Origin of the sequence: Clostridium puniceum (assembly GCF_002006345.1) — a bacterium.
Lineage (GTDB): Bacteria > Bacillota > Clostridia > Clostridiales > Clostridiaceae > Clostridium > Clostridium puniceum.
This window is the reverse complement of record NZ_LZZM01000234.1, coordinates 95,331-113,998: the sequence shown is the minus strand read 5'-3', so window position 1 is coordinate 113,998 and position 18,668 is coordinate 95,331. Positions and strand designations below refer to the sequence as shown.

The 18,668-nt window shown below is 28.4% G+C and carries 18 protein-coding genes and 2 pseudogenes; 13 read left to right on the top strand and 7 right to left on the bottom strand.

The window, feature by feature from the left end:
* The first annotated feature begins 555 nt into the window (after window positions 1-555).
* The 5 genes from CLPUN_RS25585 (at window position 556) to CLPUN_RS28285 (ending at window position 4,884) form a co-directional block, all read left to right on the top strand.
* Entirely contained in the window at window positions 556-1,656 is a 1,101-nt protein-coding gene (locus CLPUN_RS25585; RefSeq protein ID WP_077850015.1) for a phosphotransferase enzyme family protein, read from the top strand.
* Entirely contained in the window at window positions 1,637-2,233 is a 597-nt protein-coding gene (locus CLPUN_RS25580; protein WP_077850014.1) for an HD domain-containing protein, read from the top strand. Before CLPUN_RS25585 ends, CLPUN_RS25580 begins: the two co-directional genes overlap by 20 nt.
* A 42-nt stretch (window positions 2,234-2,275) precedes the next feature.
* Window positions 2,276-3,361: a radical SAM protein gene (locus CLPUN_RS25575; protein WP_158078841.1), complete on the top strand. Its 1,086-nt coding sequence runs from the start codon at window positions 2,276-2,278 to the stop codon at window positions 3,359-3,361.
* A 22-nt stretch (window positions 3,362-3,383) separates the two neighbouring features.
* Window positions 3,384-4,253 carry a glycosyltransferase gene (locus CLPUN_RS25570; protein WP_077850012.1) on the top strand — a complete coding sequence of 290 codons (870 nt, stop codon included), beginning with the start codon at window positions 3,384-3,386 and terminating at the stop codon, window positions 4,251-4,253.
* A gap of 481 nt (window positions 4,254-4,734) precedes the next feature.
* Window positions 4,735-4,884, top strand: a complete 150-nt coding sequence (locus CLPUN_RS28285) for a hypothetical protein (protein WP_198944410.1) — start codon at window positions 4,735-4,737, stop codon at window positions 4,882-4,884.
* A 148-nt stretch (window positions 4,885-5,032) separates the two neighbouring features.
* Here the strand turns inward: CLPUN_RS28285 and CLPUN_RS25565 are convergent, their stop codons facing one another.
* On the bottom strand, window positions 5,033-6,076 hold the full coding sequence (locus CLPUN_RS25565; RefSeq protein ID WP_077850011.1) for a galactose ABC transporter substrate-binding protein: 1,044 nt from the start codon (window positions 6,074-6,076) through the stop codon (window positions 5,033-5,035).
* Between the two features lie 88 nt (window positions 6,077-6,164).
* On the opposite strand from CLPUN_RS25565, the pseudogene CLPUN_RS29010 reads away from it, so the two are divergent.
* A pseudogene (locus CLPUN_RS29010) lies at window positions 6,165-6,518 on the top strand (polysaccharide deacetylase family protein); the annotation flags it as partial.
* 178 nt (window positions 6,519-6,696) lie between these two features.
* Here the strand turns inward: CLPUN_RS29010 and CLPUN_RS25555 are convergent.
* From CLPUN_RS25555 to CLPUN_RS25530, 6 genes are all read right to left on the bottom strand, one after another.
* Complete coding sequence (locus tag CLPUN_RS25555; RefSeq protein WP_077850010.1) at window positions 6,697-7,017, bottom strand: hypothetical protein; 321 nt, start codon at window positions 7,015-7,017, stop codon at window positions 6,697-6,699.
* Window positions 7,018-7,429: 412 nt separating this feature from the next.
* The gene (locus tag CLPUN_RS25550; RefSeq protein ID WP_077850009.1) at window positions 7,430-7,756 is read right to left on the bottom strand and encodes a branched-chain amino acid transporter permease; all 327 of its coding nucleotides are present in this window, start codon (window positions 7,754-7,756) and stop codon (window positions 7,430-7,432) included.
* 141 nt (window positions 7,757-7,897) lie between these two features.
* Window positions 7,898-8,332 (bottom strand): PhzF family phenazine biosynthesis protein, encoded by a 435-nt coding sequence (locus tag CLPUN_RS25545; RefSeq protein ID WP_077850008.1) that lies wholly within the window; start codon window positions 8,330-8,332, stop codon window positions 7,898-7,900.
* Window positions 8,333-8,346: 14 nt separating this feature from the next.
* Complete coding sequence (locus CLPUN_RS25540) at window positions 8,347-9,216, bottom strand: NAD(P)-dependent oxidoreductase (RefSeq protein ID WP_158078840.1); 870 nt, start codon at window positions 9,214-9,216, stop codon at window positions 8,347-8,349.
* A gap of 6 nt (window positions 9,217-9,222) precedes the next feature.
* Window positions 9,223-9,420 (bottom strand): hypothetical protein, encoded by a 198-nt coding sequence (locus CLPUN_RS25535; RefSeq protein WP_077850006.1) that lies wholly within the window; start codon window positions 9,418-9,420, stop codon window positions 9,223-9,225.
* A complete protein-coding gene (locus tag CLPUN_RS25530; protein ID WP_077850005.1) occupies window positions 9,417-9,896 on the bottom strand; it encodes a YbaK/EbsC family protein in 480 nt (159 codons plus the stop codon). The genes CLPUN_RS25535 and CLPUN_RS25530 overlap by 4 nt, the downstream gene beginning before the upstream one ends.
* 125 nt (window positions 9,897-10,021) lie before the next feature.
* Here CLPUN_RS25530 and CLPUN_RS25525 point away from each other — a divergent pair, with 125 nt between their 5' ends.
* The 7 genes and pseudogenes from CLPUN_RS25525 (at window position 10,022) to cphA (ending at window position 18,423) form a co-directional block, all read left to right on the top strand.
* A complete protein-coding gene (locus tag CLPUN_RS25525) occupies window positions 10,022-10,885 on the top strand; it encodes a LysR family transcriptional regulator (RefSeq protein WP_077850004.1) in 864 nt (287 codons plus the stop codon).
* Window positions 10,886-11,477: 592 nt separating this feature from the next.
* Window positions 11,478-11,759, top strand: a pseudogene (locus CLPUN_RS25520) (arsenic resistance protein); the annotation flags it as partial.
* 270 nt (window positions 11,760-12,029) lie between these two features.
* The gene (locus tag CLPUN_RS25515; RefSeq protein ID WP_158078839.1) at window positions 12,030-12,251 is read left to right on the top strand and encodes a hypothetical protein; all 222 of its coding nucleotides are present in this window, start codon (window positions 12,030-12,032) and stop codon (window positions 12,249-12,251) included.
* Window positions 12,252-12,432: 181 nt separating this feature from the next.
* Complete coding sequence (locus tag CLPUN_RS25510; protein WP_077850002.1) at window positions 12,433-12,675, top strand: Veg family protein; 243 nt, start codon at window positions 12,433-12,435, stop codon at window positions 12,673-12,675.
* Window positions 12,676-13,048: 373 nt separating this feature from the next.
* Window positions 13,049-14,611: a DUF3794 and LysM peptidoglycan-binding domain-containing protein gene (locus CLPUN_RS25505; RefSeq protein WP_077850001.1), complete on the top strand. Its 1,563-nt coding sequence runs from the start codon at window positions 13,049-13,051 to the stop codon at window positions 14,609-14,611.
* A gap of 355 nt (window positions 14,612-14,966) precedes the next feature.
* Entirely contained in the window at window positions 14,967-15,812 is an 846-nt protein-coding gene (locus CLPUN_RS25500) for a cyanophycinase (protein WP_077850000.1), read from the top strand.
* Window positions 15,784-18,423, top strand: coding sequence for a cyanophycin synthetase (gene cphA, locus CLPUN_RS25495; protein ID WP_077849999.1), 2,640 nt, complete (start codon window positions 15,784-15,786; stop codon window positions 18,421-18,423). Before CLPUN_RS25500 ends, cphA begins: the two co-directional genes overlap by 29 nt.
* The last annotated feature ends 245 nt before the right edge of the window (window positions 18,424-18,668 follow it).

Genomic DNA, 18,668 nt, shown 5'->3' with positions numbered 1-18,668 from the left:
ATTTCTGCAATTGTCTTATTTTTAAAACCTTGAAAGTGCTTTAAAACAACAGAATATCGTTTATACATTCGTACATTTTTAGTCTTTTTCATTGCTGATTCTAGTTCTAATATTGCATTTTGATTATCTTTTATAATAACCATTTGAATCACCTCACAAAATAAATCTAGATTTATTTTGTGCAAACTCATCGAATAATATAAAGCTGTTTTGCCAAGCTATGAATTTTATTAATTAGAACTTATATATATTAATTTATATATATATGTTCTAAAAAATTTTGTTCATTAAGATTTAATTTCTATATTAGAGTGATTGGATAAGACAACCAGCTAAATTATGAACTTTCTTAATTAGAACTTATATATAAATAAAATATCATAAAAAAGTTAAAAATAATATTATAATAAAGTATGTTATTTAAAAATATTTAAAAATATTTAAAAATATTTAAAAATATTTTGTTTGAAAAAATTAACAAACAGATGTATAATTTTACAATAATATATATATTTTTGATTTTGTGAAAAATAATGTTGGTATGGGTGGGATGATATGAGAGATGAGAGAGATGAAGTTGAGTACATAAATAAAATTATAGGTAATTTTAATGTAGGAGAAACGATAAAGTTTAGGCGGAAAATTAAAAAAGGGACAGTAAATAATACAATTTTATTAGAGGGTAGAAGCAAAAAGTATATATTACAAAGACTAAATTCTGATGTTTTTAAAAATCCTAAAGACAATATGAATAATATTAAAATATACATCGAAACTGCTAAAAAGGAAATTGAACTTAATGATTACAGTGATTGGTGTATACCGAAATTCTATACTAGTACTTTAAATAATAATTATTATATTGATGGATTTAATAATTATTGGAGATTATATGATTATATAGAGGGTATAGTACACGATAAGCCTAGATCTTTAAAACAAATTAAGGAATTGGGAAGAGGACTTGCTAGAATGCATAAAATATTGAAATGCATACCTAAAAATAAAATAGTACCATTTTCAAAAAACTTTCATAATATTGAATATTATTATAATGAATATCTCAACTTAAAGAATGATAAAGTTATGGATGAGTATTGTGAAGACATAATCAGTAGTAATTTTTACAGTATGATTAATTGTAAAATCAATTCCCGAAAACTCACAGGACAGGTTATACATGGAGATTCTAAAATAGCAAATATGATATTTAATGTAAAAGAGGAGGTGATTTCATTTATTGATCTTGATACTCTTTATTATGCACCTATAGTGATCGATATAAGTGATTGCTTGCGCTCAATTACTAATAGTGCTGGTGATGTCCCTACAGAATATATGGAGGTTAAATTCAGCAAAGATATTTTAAAAGAATTTTTAAAGGAATATAAGGAAGCATCAAGTGGAAAAATATTAAGCAATTATGATGTTGTAGCATTAGAATGCTATATAAAAATGTTACCATTTGAGTTGGGATTAAGGTTTTATACTGACTATATTAACAATAATAGATATTTCCCTGTAATAAATGATAAAGATAATTTGTTAAGAGCAAAATCTCAATTCAAATTATTTGAAGAAATGACTAAATGTGATATCGGCAAGATTGTATTAGATATATTTAAGGAGGAGTTAAATGAATACAATTACATCTAAAAAGGCATATAAAATTTTAATGGATGCTAAAAATAGTAATGATGGTGAATGGATTGATCACTCTATATATGTAGGCATAGCGGCTAAGAGGATAGCAGAACATGTAAATGGATTAAATCCAGATTTGGCGTTGGCTTACGGATACATTCATGATATCGGAAGAACTTTTGGAAGAATGCAATTGAAGCACTCAATATGTGGATATGAATTTCTTAAAAAAGAGGGATATGATGAAGCTGCTAGAATATGTCTAACACATTCATTTATAAGCAAAGATATTGAAGAATGTGTAGGTAATTGGGATTGTACAGATAGTGAGTATATTTTTGTAAAGGATTATATTGAATCTATTAAATTTACAGAGTATGACAAATTAATACAGTTATGTGATGCAATATCATTATCGACAGGGTTTACAATAATTGAAAAGAGATTAATAGATGTAGCTTTAAGATATGGAATTAATGAAAGAACAACAAAACGTTGGAAAGCATTTTTTAATTTGCAAAAGGACTTTGAAAATAAATTAGGATTTTCACTATATCAATTGTTTCCGGAAGTAATTGATAACATTTAAGTAAGTAGATAGAATTTTTGCTAATGAAAGGTGTTGTTTTTTTTGAAAGAAGTAACAAGATTTGACTTGAAAGATAAATTATATCAAAAATCAGTTTTTAATAAAATAGATGAATTGAAAAAAAAATCCTCAATATATCATTTAGTTATAGATTTAGATCCGACTACAAGTTGTAATTTAAAATGTAAACATTGTATAAGTGCGGATTTATTAAATAAGAAAGAGTTTTCAAAAAGTCAATTGTTAAATTTGGCAAATGAATTTATAGAAATAGGAGTTAAAGCTGTTATATTAACAGGTGGCGGAGAACCATTACTAAATAGAAATATTCCATATTTTATATCAACATTAAAAGAAGCAAATATAAAAATTGGTCTTGTTACTAATGGAATTTTAATTCCTAAATATCTAGATTCATTAAAACTTATAGATTGGATCAGAATATCAGTAGATGCTGGTTCGGAGAGTACTTTTTATAAGTTGAAGTTAGTAAATAAATTTAATGATGTGATTGAATCAATAAAACTATTGAATAGAGATAAAAAGTGTACAGTCGGATTTTCATTTCTAGTAATAAATAATGAGGATGCAACAAATATTAAAGAAATATATGATGCAGCGGTGATAGCTAAAGAAATTGGATGTGATTATTTTGAATTAAAAAATAAATTTGATATGTCGCACAAAAATATTATGCCGCCAGATAAGTATATGGAGATACTTAAAGATCAATTGGTTAAAATCAGAGACTTAGAAACTCATGATTATAGGATTTATGCTAATTATAACATTAGTAATATTGTTAATGATAATGGTAAAATAGATAAAAAATGTAATAAATGTTATATTGCAAATTTTAGAACTGTTGTTACACCAAGTGGTGCTTACTTCTGTTCTTATCATAGAGGAAATGATATAAAAAAATATGGAGATATTAACAAAAACAGTTTTAGAGAGTGTTGGGAATCAAGAGAAAAAGAAAATATCTATGTTGATACTAACCCTAATCATGATTGTAGATTTCAATGTGCTAGGAGTAGTTCGAATTTAGAGATTGAAAAAATTATTTCAAGTTCAAGAAATGTAGTTCAAAATAATATTTTAGATGATTATGATTTATTCATTTAGATGATGATAGGGAGTGTAAAAAGTGTACAAGTATAGAGTAAGTATTATAATTCCAACCTTTAATCGTAGTAACTTATTGAACCTAACTTTAAATTCTTTATTAATGCAAAGTCTATCAATAAATGAATTTGAAGTAATAATAGTTGATGATGGTTCTACAGACGATACAGTATCAGTTATAGATAAATTTGATGGTGAATTGAATATTAAATATTTTTATCAAGAAGATAATGGATTTAGAGCAGCAACGGCAAGAAATGTTGGAATAAATAATTCAGAAGGTGAAATATGTGTATTTATTGATTCAGGTATCTTGCTAGCAAGTAATGCTATAGATGAGCAGATAAAACTACATAATTTACATTCTAATTCAGCAATTATAGGGTATGTATATGGATTTGATGAATATAATGAAAACTATGAAAAATTAATAAAAATGAATATAGACTCTTTTAATGTTGATAAATATTTTAATAAATTAGAAGAAGATAAAATATTAGATTTAAGGGAATCTATATATTTTGATATAGGGGATGATTTAACTAAATGGCCTGCACCATGGGTGATTTTTTTTACAGCTTATGTTTCTGTGAAAAAGGAAACACTTATAAACATTGGGATGTTCGATGAAAGTTTTGACACATGGGGTGGAGAAGATATTGATTTAGGAATTAACTTGTATAAAAATGATACAAAAATAATATTAAGTAGAAAATTAAGATGTATACATTATCCTCATGAAAAATTCAAAACTAAGATTTCTCCAGAAGAAATGGAAAAACATACTTTAAGAAAAAAAGAATATCTAAATCAAAAGCATAAATTATATTCTACAGAGATTTTTATTAATTCAAGTAGTAAAGAATTAAATAAAATCTTGTTAAACAAATAATACTAATAAGTAAATTAATTTCTAAATGAGCTTTGAATACGTAAAATAAAAAAGTGTTTGTTCAGTGTTTATGCTCCAATATGGGAACTTAATTTACTTGAGTTCAAGAAATAAGTATAGTCTTTTAAACTTAGTAAAATAGCACTTTACAGGACTTTATAAAAATTGATAGAATTTATAAAAATGTATAGGTGGTATCCCGCTGGGAGTACCATACAGCAACTAGATATTAATGCTCATATAGTCTTTGTTTTTTTTATTTGTTAGGTTACATACAGGAAACTAAATCATAATAAAAAATGTAGAAAGTTTTTTATTAGCTAAAAGCAGTTCAGCAATCCAACTACTGCTTTATTTTTGCTAAAAATATATATTAAATAACAAATGAAATTTTATCATATTAGATTAAAATATATAAGAATAATACGATAATAACGAAGAGCACTTTTATATTTTAATGGTAGAATTAAGGAGCGATTTTATGAGAAATGTAACTAAAGATACAATAATGGAAACAATGAAACGACTTCCAGAGGAGCAACAAGAGATTATATTACATTTAATGGAGATATTTGAAGGTGAAGAAGAGACTATCAATGAGTATGTTAAGAATGAGTTAATTGATAGGTAGTGTATTATTGATATAATATATTTGGCTAAATTGCACAAGTACTAGAAATTAGAGGTAGATTAAATGCTCAGGTTTAAGCTACCTTTTTTTATTTTGTGAAGAACTTATGAAAGAGGTTTTAAATAATTAAGGTTAGTATCTAGTTACTTTAGGGGATATACTCATAATAAGGGATTTCAATAATGCCTTCTTTATTAAATTTATAATTTGTACCTTCAAGAGGCTCTCTATTGTAAATTAAATTTAATCCAACAGAATAAAGTGCGTTAGCGAATTCTTTAGGATCTTGAACAACAGTGCCTGCCATAAAACCTTTAGAGATAAGTTCTCGTGCCTCTGGGATGGCATCAACACCAACAACTGGAATAGTTTTTGTTTTGTCTCCTTTATTGTACCCGTAGGCTTGTAGTGCATCAATAGCGCCTATTGCCATAGCATCATTATTTGCAATTATTGCTTCTATATTTCCCCCATATTTAAGAAATAATGAATTAATTGCAGCTTTTGCACAATCTCGATCCCAATTACAAATTTTTAAGGCAAGTTCTTCAGTTCTTATGCCATTATCATTAAGTGTTGAAATAGAATAAATAGTTCTGTTAAGGGAAGCTGGATTATTAGTTTTACCCTGTAACATTATATATTGCAATACGTTATCATTATTTTTATCTATGACTTTTTTATTATTATTCCATAAATCTGCAAGAATTTTACCCTGTATAATGCCTGAAAGCTTGGAATCAGTTGCTACAACAGCAACTCTTTGGGAAGTGCTTTGGGGGGACAGTGGTAATTCTATATTGAAGAAAATTAATGGTATATTTTTTGTGGTTGCTTTATTGATAATGCTTGATATAGTACTTTGTTTCGTATCAACTAAATTTATTAATAAAAGATCAATATTATCGTTAATTAAATTGTCTATATCTGCATTTTGTATAGCTTGATTATCTTTTGAATCATAAAAGGAAAATCTAACTTTATTTGGATTTTCTTTTTCAATATTTTCTAAACTTTGTTTAACGAAAGATATATATGGATCGTTAAAATTAAATAATAATACACCAACCTTAGGAGGATTACCTATAGCATTAATTGAACTAATATAAAAATTATTTTTATTAGTAGATATTAATACATTAATTATCGTAAATGAAATAATGGCAATGACGGTTCTTATAAATAGCTTCATCCTTAAACCTCCATGGTATGATATCTAATATAGATTATGAATAAATATAAAATTTATTCTAATTAAATAATTGGGTATCTCTTGAAATGGAATTTCACCTAATATAATTAGATTCCCTTGTGGAAGTAACAAGCACTTGAATAGAGATTATTTAAAAAAATTACATGATAAAGGATTTAAAATATATGATTGGGATTTAGATAATACAGATTGATTAAATTCAAAGCTTTCACCTGGTACTTTATATAGAAAAGCGATAAAAGGAAGTGAAAATCGCTCCAATATAATATTACTTTTACACTGTACGGACATGCATAAAAACACATGTAAAGCTCTTCCACAAATAATAAAATACTATAAATCTAAAGGATATGAATTTAAAGTTATTACAGAAGATACTCCAGAATTATATTTTCACATGAAAGGTAAAACATTAAAATAAAAATACACTTGCTTAAAATTAATATTAAAAAATACTACAAAATATTATCACTTTGCGAAAGTTAAAGCAGTAGCCAGGAGAAATCCACTACTGCTTATTTTAGTTCAAAATTCATTCGCATAATATGTTATAATTAATGGGCAATGCTAACATGAGATAAACTGTAAATTTTGAAATTTTAAGTTGCGAAGGATAATTGACCATTGCCCACTATTATAACTTTATAGTCAGATTGAAGAGGTATCATAACATATCGTTTTGAGTTTGATTCAAAACGTAAAGCTTGATGTATAACTTCATTACCATCAACTATAATAATTAAAGCTCTCTTATCGGAAACATTTTGAACATTGTATGAAACGTTTGGAACTAATTTTAGTTTACCTACATCATAAAATCCTTCAGAGAAACCTTGTGTAGGCTGAGCGATAGCAGTTGTTGCATTCAGACCAAAGCATAGAAATAAAAAAATAGAAAATATAGTGATAAACTTTTTCATTAAATATGACCACCTTCCATGAATCCAGTAAATATAATTAAGTATTCTAATATATATTATTATGTGAAAATAAAAAATATATATTCTGTAGTCATTAAAAATGAGAATGTAATTTACAATGGTAAAATAATGCGAAGATTATTGATAAAATGACTTTTAGAAATAAGTTTAATGTGTGCTGATTTGCAAACATAATTTAACTCAGAAAGAAGAGTTTAGGTACAAAATCAAATTTATTATCTTTAGTATTAATCAAAATTCTTAGTTCATCTAGCATTTGTTCTAATTTTGAAAAATAAAGCTACATTCCTTCCAACTTATGTCTAATAAAAACTTCAACTTTATTAAAATTAATCATTTTATCTTTGGATATGTAATAATAAGTTACAGAAAAGGCAGATTGCTATTATTTTCAAAATACTGCCTGTAAAAAAAACATGTATAGAATTGTTCCTGTTGCAATTGAAAGAAACATGTTTTTTTTCCAAAGTTGCAAACATACAACAATTATTCCTGCAATAAGTTCAGGGATTCCATGATTTACAGAAAATATGTTTATATTTTTATAGCAATAAACAACTAGCATACCAAAGATAGTAGGTGGTAAAACCTTACCTAAATATTCAATATAACTTGGAATAGGTTTATTAGAAGGAAAAGAAATAAAAGCAATCCATCTAGTGAACTGAGTTCCCAATACTACCATTCCAATTGTAATAATTTGTTGTATTGTTGTCATAGCGTATTCACCTTATCTTCCAATTTTTCACGACGTACAGAGAGTGACATCCAAATGGCAACCATTGCTGGCAATAAAAAATTTGTTTTTTCAAATAAAATTAGACTTATAAATGAAAGTCCCAGTCCTAAAATAGAACTTTCATGTGATTGTTCCTTTATATGCTTCTAATGGTCTAATCCTCATAGCTTCCACCATTGCCTCTGTTATGTCTACTTTTTTAAGTTCATAAGATGGAAAGTCCATTTCAAAAAGTTCGCCTTTTTTTATAACTGTTAATAATCCAGATAGCGTCTTGAAACGTACTTCTGTTACTTGAGTTTCAATAAACTTTGTAATGACGTAGGTAGTTGCAAGTGTTGCATGTCCGCATAGATCAACCTCACCACCCGGAGTAAACCACCTTAATTTATAATCTAAACCTTCTTTCACCGTAAAAGCTGTCTCAGACAGATTATTTTCCCTTGCTATCTGTATCATGGTTTCATCGGTCACCCATTCATTCATCACACATACTGCTGCTGGATTTCCTCCAAATACCTTCTCAGAAAAAGCATCTACTACATATTGTCTCATTGTAATTTCCTCCTTTATTCTCCTAAATAAACAATTGCTTCAACTTCACATAGAATACCAAGCGGAAGTGTTTTTTCCGCAACACAACTTCTTGCCGGCTTTCCTGTAAAATATTTACCATACACTTGGTTAAACGCTGCAAAGTCAGACATATCAGCAAGAAAACAAGTTGTTTTAACTGTTTTTGTAAAATTAGTTCCTGCTGCTTGGAATAATTCGCTTAGGTTTTTCATAGTCTGTTCCGCCTGTGCTTCAATTCCACCTTCCACTACAGAACCATCAAAAGGATTTAGCCCTCCTTGTCCTGAAGTGAAAAGAAAGTGCCCTGCTACATGTCCTATCTTTCCTTCTTCAATAGCATCTATCAAAGCATCTGTATCAATTAGAGTACCTCTCGCAGTATTCACAATCATGACACCATGCTTCATAATCTCAAAGGCCTCTTTATCAAGTAAATAATTATTTTCCTTATGCGCAGGTACGTGAAGGGTAATAATGTCGCTTTCCTTCAACAAAATATTCAAATCTGTATACTCTAAAAGTTCACTCAGTTCTTGTTTTTGATGAGAGTCATTTGCAAGAATCCTGCATCCGAATGCCTTCAAATATTTGATTACTGCCACTCCAATCTGTCCTGTTCCAATCACTCCCACAGTGCAGTCACATAAATTCTTTCCTAATTTCCCCTTAAGAGAAAAGTCCTGAACTTTTGCCCTATCTAAAACGTGGCATATTCTGCGGCAGCCCATCATCATAAGCATCAATGTATATTCAGCTACTGAATCCGGTGCATAGTTAACTTTAGAGACCTTCATTCCAATCCTTTTCGCATGTTCTATATCGATATGATCATATCCGATAGATCTTGTTGCAACATATTTCACTCCCAGTTAATGAAAGCAGTCCAATAATTCAGCATTAATGTCACATACAGTTGTACTAACCGCATCATATCCTTCTACCAGTTTGGCATTTTCCAAGTTAGGATAATCTGCTGAGTATCCATAGGTACAACCATATTTTTCTGTTAGCTCATCAAAAAATTCTTTTTCATCAAATTCCCTAAAACAATACACAAATATTTTCATTCGTTTGCTAACCATCCTTTACACACATCAACCCATTTTTTTGAGTTTGAGTATTTTTCTAATTCTGTTATATTTAATTCTATAGCGCTGTTTCCGCTTCCCGCAGCCGGATATACTGTAGAAAATAGTTTTATTGAAATATCAAGATAAACATCTACCTCTTCATTTATGCCAAATGGACATACCCCACCTGGAGCATGACCGATTATTGCCTCCACGCCATCAGCAGGTATCATTTTTGCCTTTTCGTGAAATTCTTCTCTGTATTTTCGATTATCTATTTTAGCATCACCTGCAACAACAATTAATATCCCTTTTCCATCAACTAAAAATGAAAGTGTCTTAGCAATCCTTTCCGGCTCACATCCAATGGCTGCCGCTGCAAGTTCCACTGTAGCACTTGACTGCTCTAATTCTATCACTTTGCCTTCAATTCCAAAGCTCTTAAAATATTCTTTTACCTTAGTAATTGACACTATACTTAACCTCCCGTTTCTTTATTGATTTTTATGTATACTCAGTATACAATAGGTCTATATATAAGTAAAACGACAATTTCTAATCAATATATAAGAAATACTAATGTAAAGGAGATTATTATATGAACCGATACCTTGCCCTGTATAAAATTGTAGAAGTTGGAAGTTTCACTAAAGCCGCCGACTTGCTTGGTTATACACAGTCAGGAATAAGCCAGATGATACAGTCACTGGAAGATGAGCTATCTCTAAAGCTACTGTTGCGTTCTAGAACTGGTGTAAAACTTACTCCGGAAGGCGAAGAATTATATCCTTATATCTTAAAAACAGCTTCTTCTTATCGTGCAATGATAGAGAAAAGTAAAGAAATAAAAGGTCTTGAATCAGGAACTATACGAATTGGTACTATTTCCAGCATTTCATGCCATTGGCTTCCTCATATGATAAAGGAATTTCAGACCATTTATCCTAATGTACAATTTATTCTTCATCAAGGAGACTATACTACGATCCCTGAATGGATCAAGTCAGGCGAAGTAGATTTTGGATTCATAAATCCTGCCGCTGTGTCAGGATTAGAGACCATTGCTTTAAAGGATGGGGAACTTCTGGCTGTTCTTCCGAAAAAACACCACTTAGCAAAAGAGAGTGTGATTACATTGAAACAACTTGTAACGGAACCTTTTCTTCTTTTGGAAGAAGGCACTCTCAGTGAACCTTTAGAGGCTTTTCACGTACAAAATCTTCATCCTAATATCAAAATGTGTATTCATGATGATTATTCCATTCTTTCAATGATTGAAGAGGGGTTAGGGATAAGTATTTTACCTGAATTAGTTATGAGACGAGTAAGCTACGATGTGGCAAAAATTCCAATTGATCCGCCCGTGACACGTACTATAGGAATTGCTTTTAATAATATAAAAACAATTCCTATAGCAAGCAGATATTTTATTGATTATTTAGAGGAACACATTCCTGATTAATTGCAGATTATATAAGTAATTTTAATAACCTACCAATAGCTAGATTATTAAACTTTTCCCCAATACATTACATCATATTACTTGTACCATTTGATTAGTTGTATGTAGTAATTACTTTTCAGTGCATGACATGGATGCTATTATTACGCCATTAAGTTCGGAATGTTCTTAAATCATGAATTATTAATACTATTCATTAACATAGCCAATAAAAAAGGATCATATAAAAATATGATCCAACTTCAAAATAGAAATAGTAAACAAACTTGTAATTCAGTATTATAATATTATATTCAATATTTTCAATAAAAATGTTTAAGAGCAGTAATTAGAATGAAATAATATTAATTTAATAATAATTTAAATACACAAAATCATAAAACAGTATTTAGTTTGTATTAAAAATTTTTAGAAACTCAAAATTCTACCACACTTATATTGTATAAAACTATAATAAAAGTGCTACTTTTAATAAAGCCGTTATTGAATATTTTGAACAGCAATATCATATATATTATATGTAGGCATATGGTATAGATAAAGAAAAGCTTCTAACTCAACTGTAACCTTTCAGAATAAAAAAGATGCAGTCATTAATTTGGCTGCATTTTTTATAGTAATGTTTTCTGTCTCATTTTATATTAGTTATAAGGCAGGGGTAGATTATCATAAAACTACTACATTAGCTTTTACAGCTGCAAGCAATAATTTTGAATTAGCAATAGCTGTTGCAGTAGCAGTATTGGGAATAGAGTCAAAGGTAGCCTTTGCAGCAGTAATAGGATCATTAATCTAAGTTCCTGTAATGATAGGGCTTGTGAATATAGCTTTGTATTGGGGAAGAAAGTATTTCTCATATTCTAAAGAAAAATAGTTTATTTCTAAATTAAAACGTACAATTTCAATTAAACTTATATAATAAAAAAGATGTTCACTGAAATTATGACCATCTTTTTTTATTTACTTATATGAATTTGTAAAGTTAATAAATCTAAAGAGATTTGAAACAGATAAAGATTCATTAATATATATTAAAATGTTTTGAAAACAAGTCAATAGAGTTATTTCATAAGGTGTTAAAAGATAAAGAATCAATATTAAGTCCTAAACAAAAGAAAATGATATATTATAAATTTTATTTGCAATGATTATAAGTGGTGACGCTAGTAGTATAGAAACCAAAACAATGAGATGGAGTGGTGCAGGTGGGGGAATTTCGCCTGGATTAAGTAAAAGATGTAGAGCAAGAGTTAATATGTGCTTATATGAGGAATATGACTCTACTTATCAAAAAATTATAGCTGCTACTTATAGAACTTTATATAAAGGTGTTGAAATTAAATCATATAATATTTATGAAAAATAAAATTAATAATAAATAGAATAATAATTAGAAAGTTGCAGATAATAAAACGAAATACCTTAAAAATTATTTATTTGGAAAAATGTTTACATTGACAAAACTGGATTGGAAATGTTAAAATATTTATTTTGCTTGACAAATGAAGAACTTTGAGGTATAATTTAGTGTGAAAGAGGGTGTATACATGGAAAAAGTTAAAACTATTGCTTCTATCAAAAATGATATAGAGAGACATGTAGGTCAAAAGGTCACTCTAAAAGCTAATGGTGGAAGGAAAAAGATTTTAGTGAACGATGGTATCATTGAAAGCGTGTACCCAAGCATTTTTGTAATAAGATTGAAAGATGACACCCAAAGGACTGTGACATATAGTTATTCAGATGTATTAACAAAGACTGTACAATTGGTATTTCCAAATAGGATATAAACTTCGATTTATCGAAGTTTTTCTTTTTTGAAAATTATTATTTTAATATCATGCTTTTTTGACATAAAGCTAGTAGTTTATTTAATAAAATACAATAAAAAAGAAAGATGGTGGGTTTCCATCTTTCAACTATGGTATAAAAGGGTATTGAGAATTTATGAGAGGTTATATGGTCAATAACCACTTCCTATATTACGACAAAAAATAATATATGTCAATAAAAAAATGAAAAAATTTTTAAAAAACTAAAATATTAGGCGAATTAGATAGAATTTTTGTTGAAAATTAATATTAAAACAGGAAGATATCTATCATAAAATTCCATATATAAGTATATAAATAAATAGTAGGAATTTTATGGAGGTATAAAAGTATGGCAGAGATAGATATTATAAAAGAAAATGTACAATTTGAAAAATTGCTAAGAGAAAGTAATTCTAATACTGTATTGAAAGATGAATATTTAATTCCAGATACTCATCCGGATGTACAAGAAATATTAACAGTTGAAGCTAGACCAATGATAATTAACAAAGAAATAATTGGAGATAAAGTAATCTTAGAAGGAAAAATTGAATATACAGTAATATATTTGGCTAGGGAAGATGGAATTGTTGTAAATTCAGTTGATTATAATCAAAACTTCACAAATAATATTGATTTGAATCAAGGTGAATATAAGGTTATTTGCGAGGCACAGTGCAATGTTGAACATATTGAAGCTACCATAATGAATGAGAGGAAGATATCCATTCAAGGTGTAATAACTATAGATTGGGAGCTTTATAAGAGTAATGAATTTGAATTTGTAAAAGATATTCAAGGCAGTGATGAGGTAGAAGTTCTAAAGAAGACAGAAACAATAAACAAAATAAGTGCTAATGAAGATGTTGAACTAACAGGCAAATGTATGATTAGAGTTGGTATGGATAAGCCTCAAATAAATAAAATATTGAACTGTTCGTTACGATTACACAAAAAAGAAGTTAAGATTGCAGAGGATAAAATTTATCTTGGCTGCTATTGTAAACTAAATGTTTTATATAAAGGAGAAGATTCCAAGGAAGTGATTCCTTTAGAAGATGATATTTACTTATCAAAGGAACAAGATGTTACAGGGATTACATCTGAGATGATTCCAACTGTCTGTTATGAAATAGCCAATAATGATTTAATGCTCGAAGAAGATGATTTAGGAGAAATAAGGATTATAAATGATGAATTTATAGTCAAAGCAAATGTTAAGGTCTTTTCAAAGGAAAATATAGAGACAATTAAAGATGCATATTCTAATAAATGTTTGCTTGGACTCAAAAAAGATGAATATGAAGTTGGAATTCTCCATGGAGCAAATAATTCAGAAGCGATTGTTAAGCATAATATTCAGCTAAAAGAAAATAATTTAAGACCTGATCACATTATATCTACAAATGCATCTATAATATTAACTGATAAGCAAGTTATGAAGGATAGAGTTGTTGTAGAAGGTATTATTAAAGCGGATGTATTATATAAAACAACTGATCAGGATAAATATTTAGCAAGCGTTAAAGCCGAAATACCTTTCACAGCAGCCATTGAAATTTTTGGTGCAGATGAAAATATGAAATGTATAGTAAAGGCAAATTTAGAAAACATAGAGGCAGCAATTGAAGGGAATAGCATAGCAATTAAAGCAACTATAATATTATCAGGCAAGATTTCATATGAAATGAATAAAGAGTTTATTTCAGATGTAGCTGAAGAAGAAGGTGATATGATACCTAAAAAGGCAAGTATAACTATTTATGTTGTAGGTCCAGAAGATACTCTTTGGGAACTTGCTAAAAAATATAATACAACAGTTGCAGACCTTATTAAGGTAAATAAGGTTGAGGATTCAGAACATATTGAAGAAGGACAAAAATTAATAATTCCAGGAAGAGCACTTTTTTAATAATACAGAAAATTTAAGGTAATACCCCAAAATAAATTTTAATTTGTTTTGGGGTATTAATTTCATAGCGGATATTTTTAAAGATTTTACATTATAAATAGCAGAGATTTTTTACTAACCTATAGAATTTTAAATTGTACTTCTAAATTAATAAAATAAAAAGGATACTGGAATACTTGTCTAGTGTCCTCTTTAGCTTAAGGTTATCATATTTCAATTTTACAATCGCAAAATTCACCATACATATTTATTAAATCTTTCGATTTTTCTTTTTGTTTTTATCCCTTATTCTTTTTTGAATAATTATTTAAATCAGTGGAAAGAATAGTTAATGCATGATATGAGGTGATAATAGTTGAAAGATGTTTTAAGTGGCAACTTGATAATTATTGGAGGTGCCGAAGATAAAGAAGGTAAAAAAGAAATATTAAATAGAGTATGCAATTCAATTGATAAAGACAAAGATATATTGCTAATTGCTACAATTGCAACTGAGTATCCTAAAGAAGTAGCAGCTAAATATAAAGAAGTCTTTGGAGCGCTTAAAGTCAAAAATATGAAAGTTTTAGACATTAGTGAAAGAACTGATGCATTTGACCCAATTAATGTGGAATTAATACAAGAAGCAGCTCTTATATTTTTTACAGGTGGAGATCAGTTAAGAATAACAAGCTTAATGGGAGGGACACCTACATATAATGCTTTAAGAGAGGCCTGCCATAATGGAACTTTTATCGTAGGTACATCTGCAGGGGCATCTGTTATGAGTGACACCATGATAGTTGAAGGGAAGGATGAAGATTCACCAAGAAAATGTACTCTAAAAATGTCGCCAGGCTTTGGATTAATTAAAGATGTTATAATTGATCAACATTTTGCTCAAAGAGGAAGATTTGGAAGATTGTTAACTGGAATCGCACAAAATCCTGAGATTCTAGGGATCGGAATAGATGAAAATACCGGAATAGTAGTTAATAAAGCTGGAAATATTGAGGTTATAGGAGAAGGCGCAGTTTATTTTGTTGATGGAAGTACAATTACATATACTAATGTATCAGAATTACGATCAGATGAAATTTTAAGTATGCACAACGTAAAATTGCATATATTAACTGATGGAAATAAATTTGATCTTATAAAAAAGTCACCTTTTGAGGAGGAACAGTTTAGTCATGAAGATAATACAAAAGAGAATATATGAAGGACAGAATATTTATTCTCATAAAAAGTGCATAAGAATAGATATGGATTTAGAAGGCTATTGTGAAATACCAAGTAAAGAAATACCTAATTTTAATTTTAATCTTGTTAAGTTAATACCTGAGCTAAAAACTCATAGGTGTGGAATTGATGAAGAGGGCGGATTTGTTAAAAGGCTTGAAGAGGGAACTTATTTGGCTCATATTTGTGAACATACAATGATAGCTATACAAAATAATTTAGGCATAGATGTATCTTATGGAAAAGCTAGAGAAATCGAAGGTGATATGTATTATATCATTGTTGAATATGAATATAAAAATACTGTAAATGAAGTGGCTAAATTAGCTGTAGATTTAATGAATTGTTTAATAAAACAAATTCCTATAAATTTTAATGGAAGAATAGATATCATAAAAGCGATATTACAAAATGAACAAATGGGATGTACTACAAAAGCAATTTGTGATGCTGCAAAAGAGTATAATCTCCCAATTATGCAGCTTGGAGATAGTAATATATATCAAATAGGTTATGGTAAAATGAGCAGAATTATAGAAGCATCTATAGGGAGTAAGACTAAATGTGTAGGTGTTGATATTTCCTGTGATAAGCTTTTAACTAAGCAACTACTTAAAAACCAAAATATTCCTGTGGCAGATGGCTCAAAGGTATTTAATGTAATTGGATTATTGCAGGATGCTGAAAAAATAGGATATCCAGTAGTATTAAAACCTCAATGCGGGAATAAAGGTCAAGGAGTAATATTAAATATAAAAAATCAAAAACAGTTAATAAACACATATATTAATTTACGAAAAAACCAAAAGGATATTATTATTGAAAAGTATTTTGAAGGCAATGATTATAGAGTTTGTTTAGTTAATTATAAAGTGGAAGCAGTAGCTTTAAGATTAGCTCCCTTTGTTATTGGCAATGGAATGTATAATTTAAGAAGATTAATTGATATTTTAAATGAAGATCCATTAAGAGGGGAAGATCATGAAAAAGCATTAACAAAAGTAAAAGTAGATTCAGAGCTAACTTCATGTTTATCAAAGAGAAATTTAGATTTAGATTACATCCCTAAAGAAGGAGAAAAGGTATTACTTCGAGAAAATGCAAATTTATCTACTGGTGGCATGGCAATAGATTGTACAGAAGAAATTTGCCAAGAGAATATTGAATGCTGCATAAATGCGGCTAAGACCTTAGGTCTTGATATATGCGGAATTGACATTTGTACAAAGGATATAAGTATACCACTTAAAGAAAGTAATGGAATCATTATGGAAGTAAATGCCGCTCCAGGAATAAGAATGCATCATTATCCTTGGAAAGGTAAAAAGCGTAATATTGGAAAAGCAATATTAGAAATGCTTTATGATGAAAAGCCAAAAAATATCCCAATAGTTTCGATTACAGGAACCAATGGAAAGACTACAACTACAAGATTAATAAGTCATGTACTTAAAAAAATGGGAAACTGCGTAGGGATGACATGTACTGATGGTATATATTTAAATGATAAATGTATACATAAAGGTGATGATTCAGGTTTTGACAGTGCAAAAACAATACTTATGAATAACGAGGTAGATATAGCTGTTTTAGAAACTGCTAGAGGTGGCTTAGTAAGAAGAGGATTAGCTTATAATCTTGCAGATGTGGGAATAATAACAAATGTAACAAATGACCATTTAGGTTTAGATGGTATTAATTCTATTGAAGAGTTAAGTTTTACGAAAGCGTTAGTAGGAGAAGCTGTAAAGAAAAATGGAGTTGTAGTAATAAATGCTGATGATAAATATAGTAAAACTATAATTAATAGATTTGAAGCTGAAAAAATTTATTTTTCAAAATTTAAAGATAATCCATTGATACAGGAAAATATATCAAATGGTAAAACCGCTGTATTTATTGAAGATAATAAGATATGTGTAGTTAATGATAATAGAAAATATGAGATTGTTTCAATCAAAGAATTACCAATATCTTATGCTGGAAAGCTGGAATATAATATTGAAAATGCAATGGCAGCTTGTGCAGGGTTAGTAGGATTAAATATTGACTATTGCATGATTTCAAAAGGATTAATGGACTTTAAATTAAATAGTGATAATAATAGAGGAAGATTTAATATGTATGACTATGGTGGACGAAAAGTTATTTTGGATTATGCTCATAATATTGAAGGCTATAAATCTGTTATGTCTTCCTTAAAAAAGATGAAAAATGGAAATAATTTAATTGGTGTAATTGGAATACCTGGAGATAGAAAAGATGATATAGGATATGCAATTGGAGAAATATGTGCTAAAAACTTAGATAAAATAATTATAAAGGAAGATAAGGATAAGCGAGGTAGAAAATCTGGAGACGTTGCAGCTATATTAGAAAAAGCTATATTAAAAACTAATAAAAATACAAATTTAAAGATATGCTTAGATGAAGTTGAAGCATTAAAATATGCTATAGAAATAAGTGAAAAAGATGATATAATAATAGTCTTCTATGAAAAATTAGATTCTCTTTTAGAAATTGTAAAAGAAGAACCAAAAGAACCTATAAATAAAATGGATGCTTTAGAGGAAAAATGTAAAACAGTATAAGGATACTAGTGAGCAACATTATATATATTTCAAAAAGTAATCTTCATTGAAATTAGTTATGGAAACTTAATTTTATTGAATAATTAAAATTGAAACATATATATTAAGTTCTAATTATTAAAATTAATAATAACAAGATTCGTTTAAAAGTTATAAAAATAAGAAATATTTTATAAGGCATATGAAAAATACAGCAAGTCATAAAATTTATCTAGATTTGTGAGTTTTGAATGTGCCTAATCCTT

What these genes read in the sequence shown, in the direction of transcription:
- CLPUN_RS25545 (WP_077850008.1), bottom strand. Translation starts at nt 8,332, where the DNA reads ATGAGACAATATGTAGTAGATGCTTTTTCTGAGAAGGTATTTGGAGGA.
- CLPUN_RS25515 (WP_158078839.1), top strand. Translation starts at nt 12,030, where the DNA reads ATGATTATAAGTGGTGACGCTAGTAGTATAGAAACCAAAACAATGAGA.
- CLPUN_RS25555 (WP_077850010.1), bottom strand. Translation starts at nt 7,017, where the DNA reads ATGAAAAAGTTTATCACTATATTTTCTATTTTTTTATTTCTATGCTTT.
- CLPUN_RS25565 (WP_077850011.1), bottom strand. Translation starts at nt 6,076, where the DNA reads ATGAAGCTATTTATAAGAACCGTCATTGCCATTATTTCATTTACGATA.
- CLPUN_RS25525 (WP_077850004.1), top strand. Translation starts at nt 10,022, where the DNA reads ATGAACCGATACCTTGCCCTGTATAAAATTGTAGAAGTTGGAAGTTTC.
- CLPUN_RS25585 (WP_077850015.1), top strand. Translation starts at nt 556, where the DNA reads ATGAGAGATGAGAGAGATGAAGTTGAGTACATAAATAAAATTATAGGT.
- CLPUN_RS25550 (WP_077850009.1), bottom strand. Translation starts at nt 7,756, where the DNA reads ATGACAACAATACAACAAATTATTACAATTGGAATGGTAGTATTGGGA.
- CLPUN_RS25580 (WP_077850014.1), top strand. Translation starts at nt 1,637, where the DNA reads ATGAATACAATTACATCTAAAAAGGCATATAAAATTTTAATGGATGCT.
- CLPUN_RS28285 (WP_198944410.1), top strand. Translation starts at nt 4,735, where the DNA reads ATGAGAAATGTAACTAAAGATACAATAATGGAAACAATGAAACGACTT.
- cphA (WP_077849999.1), top strand. Translation starts at nt 15,784, where the DNA reads ATGAAGATAATACAAAAGAGAATATATGAAGGACAGAATATTTATTCT.
- CLPUN_RS25535 (WP_077850006.1), bottom strand. Translation starts at nt 9,420, where the DNA reads ATGAAAATATTTGTGTATTGTTTTAGGGAATTTGATGAAAAAGAATTT.
- CLPUN_RS25510 (WP_077850002.1), top strand. Translation starts at nt 12,433, where the DNA reads ATGGAAAAAGTTAAAACTATTGCTTCTATCAAAAATGATATAGAGAGA.
- CLPUN_RS25505 (WP_077850001.1), top strand. Translation starts at nt 13,049, where the DNA reads ATGGCAGAGATAGATATTATAAAAGAAAATGTACAATTTGAAAAATTG.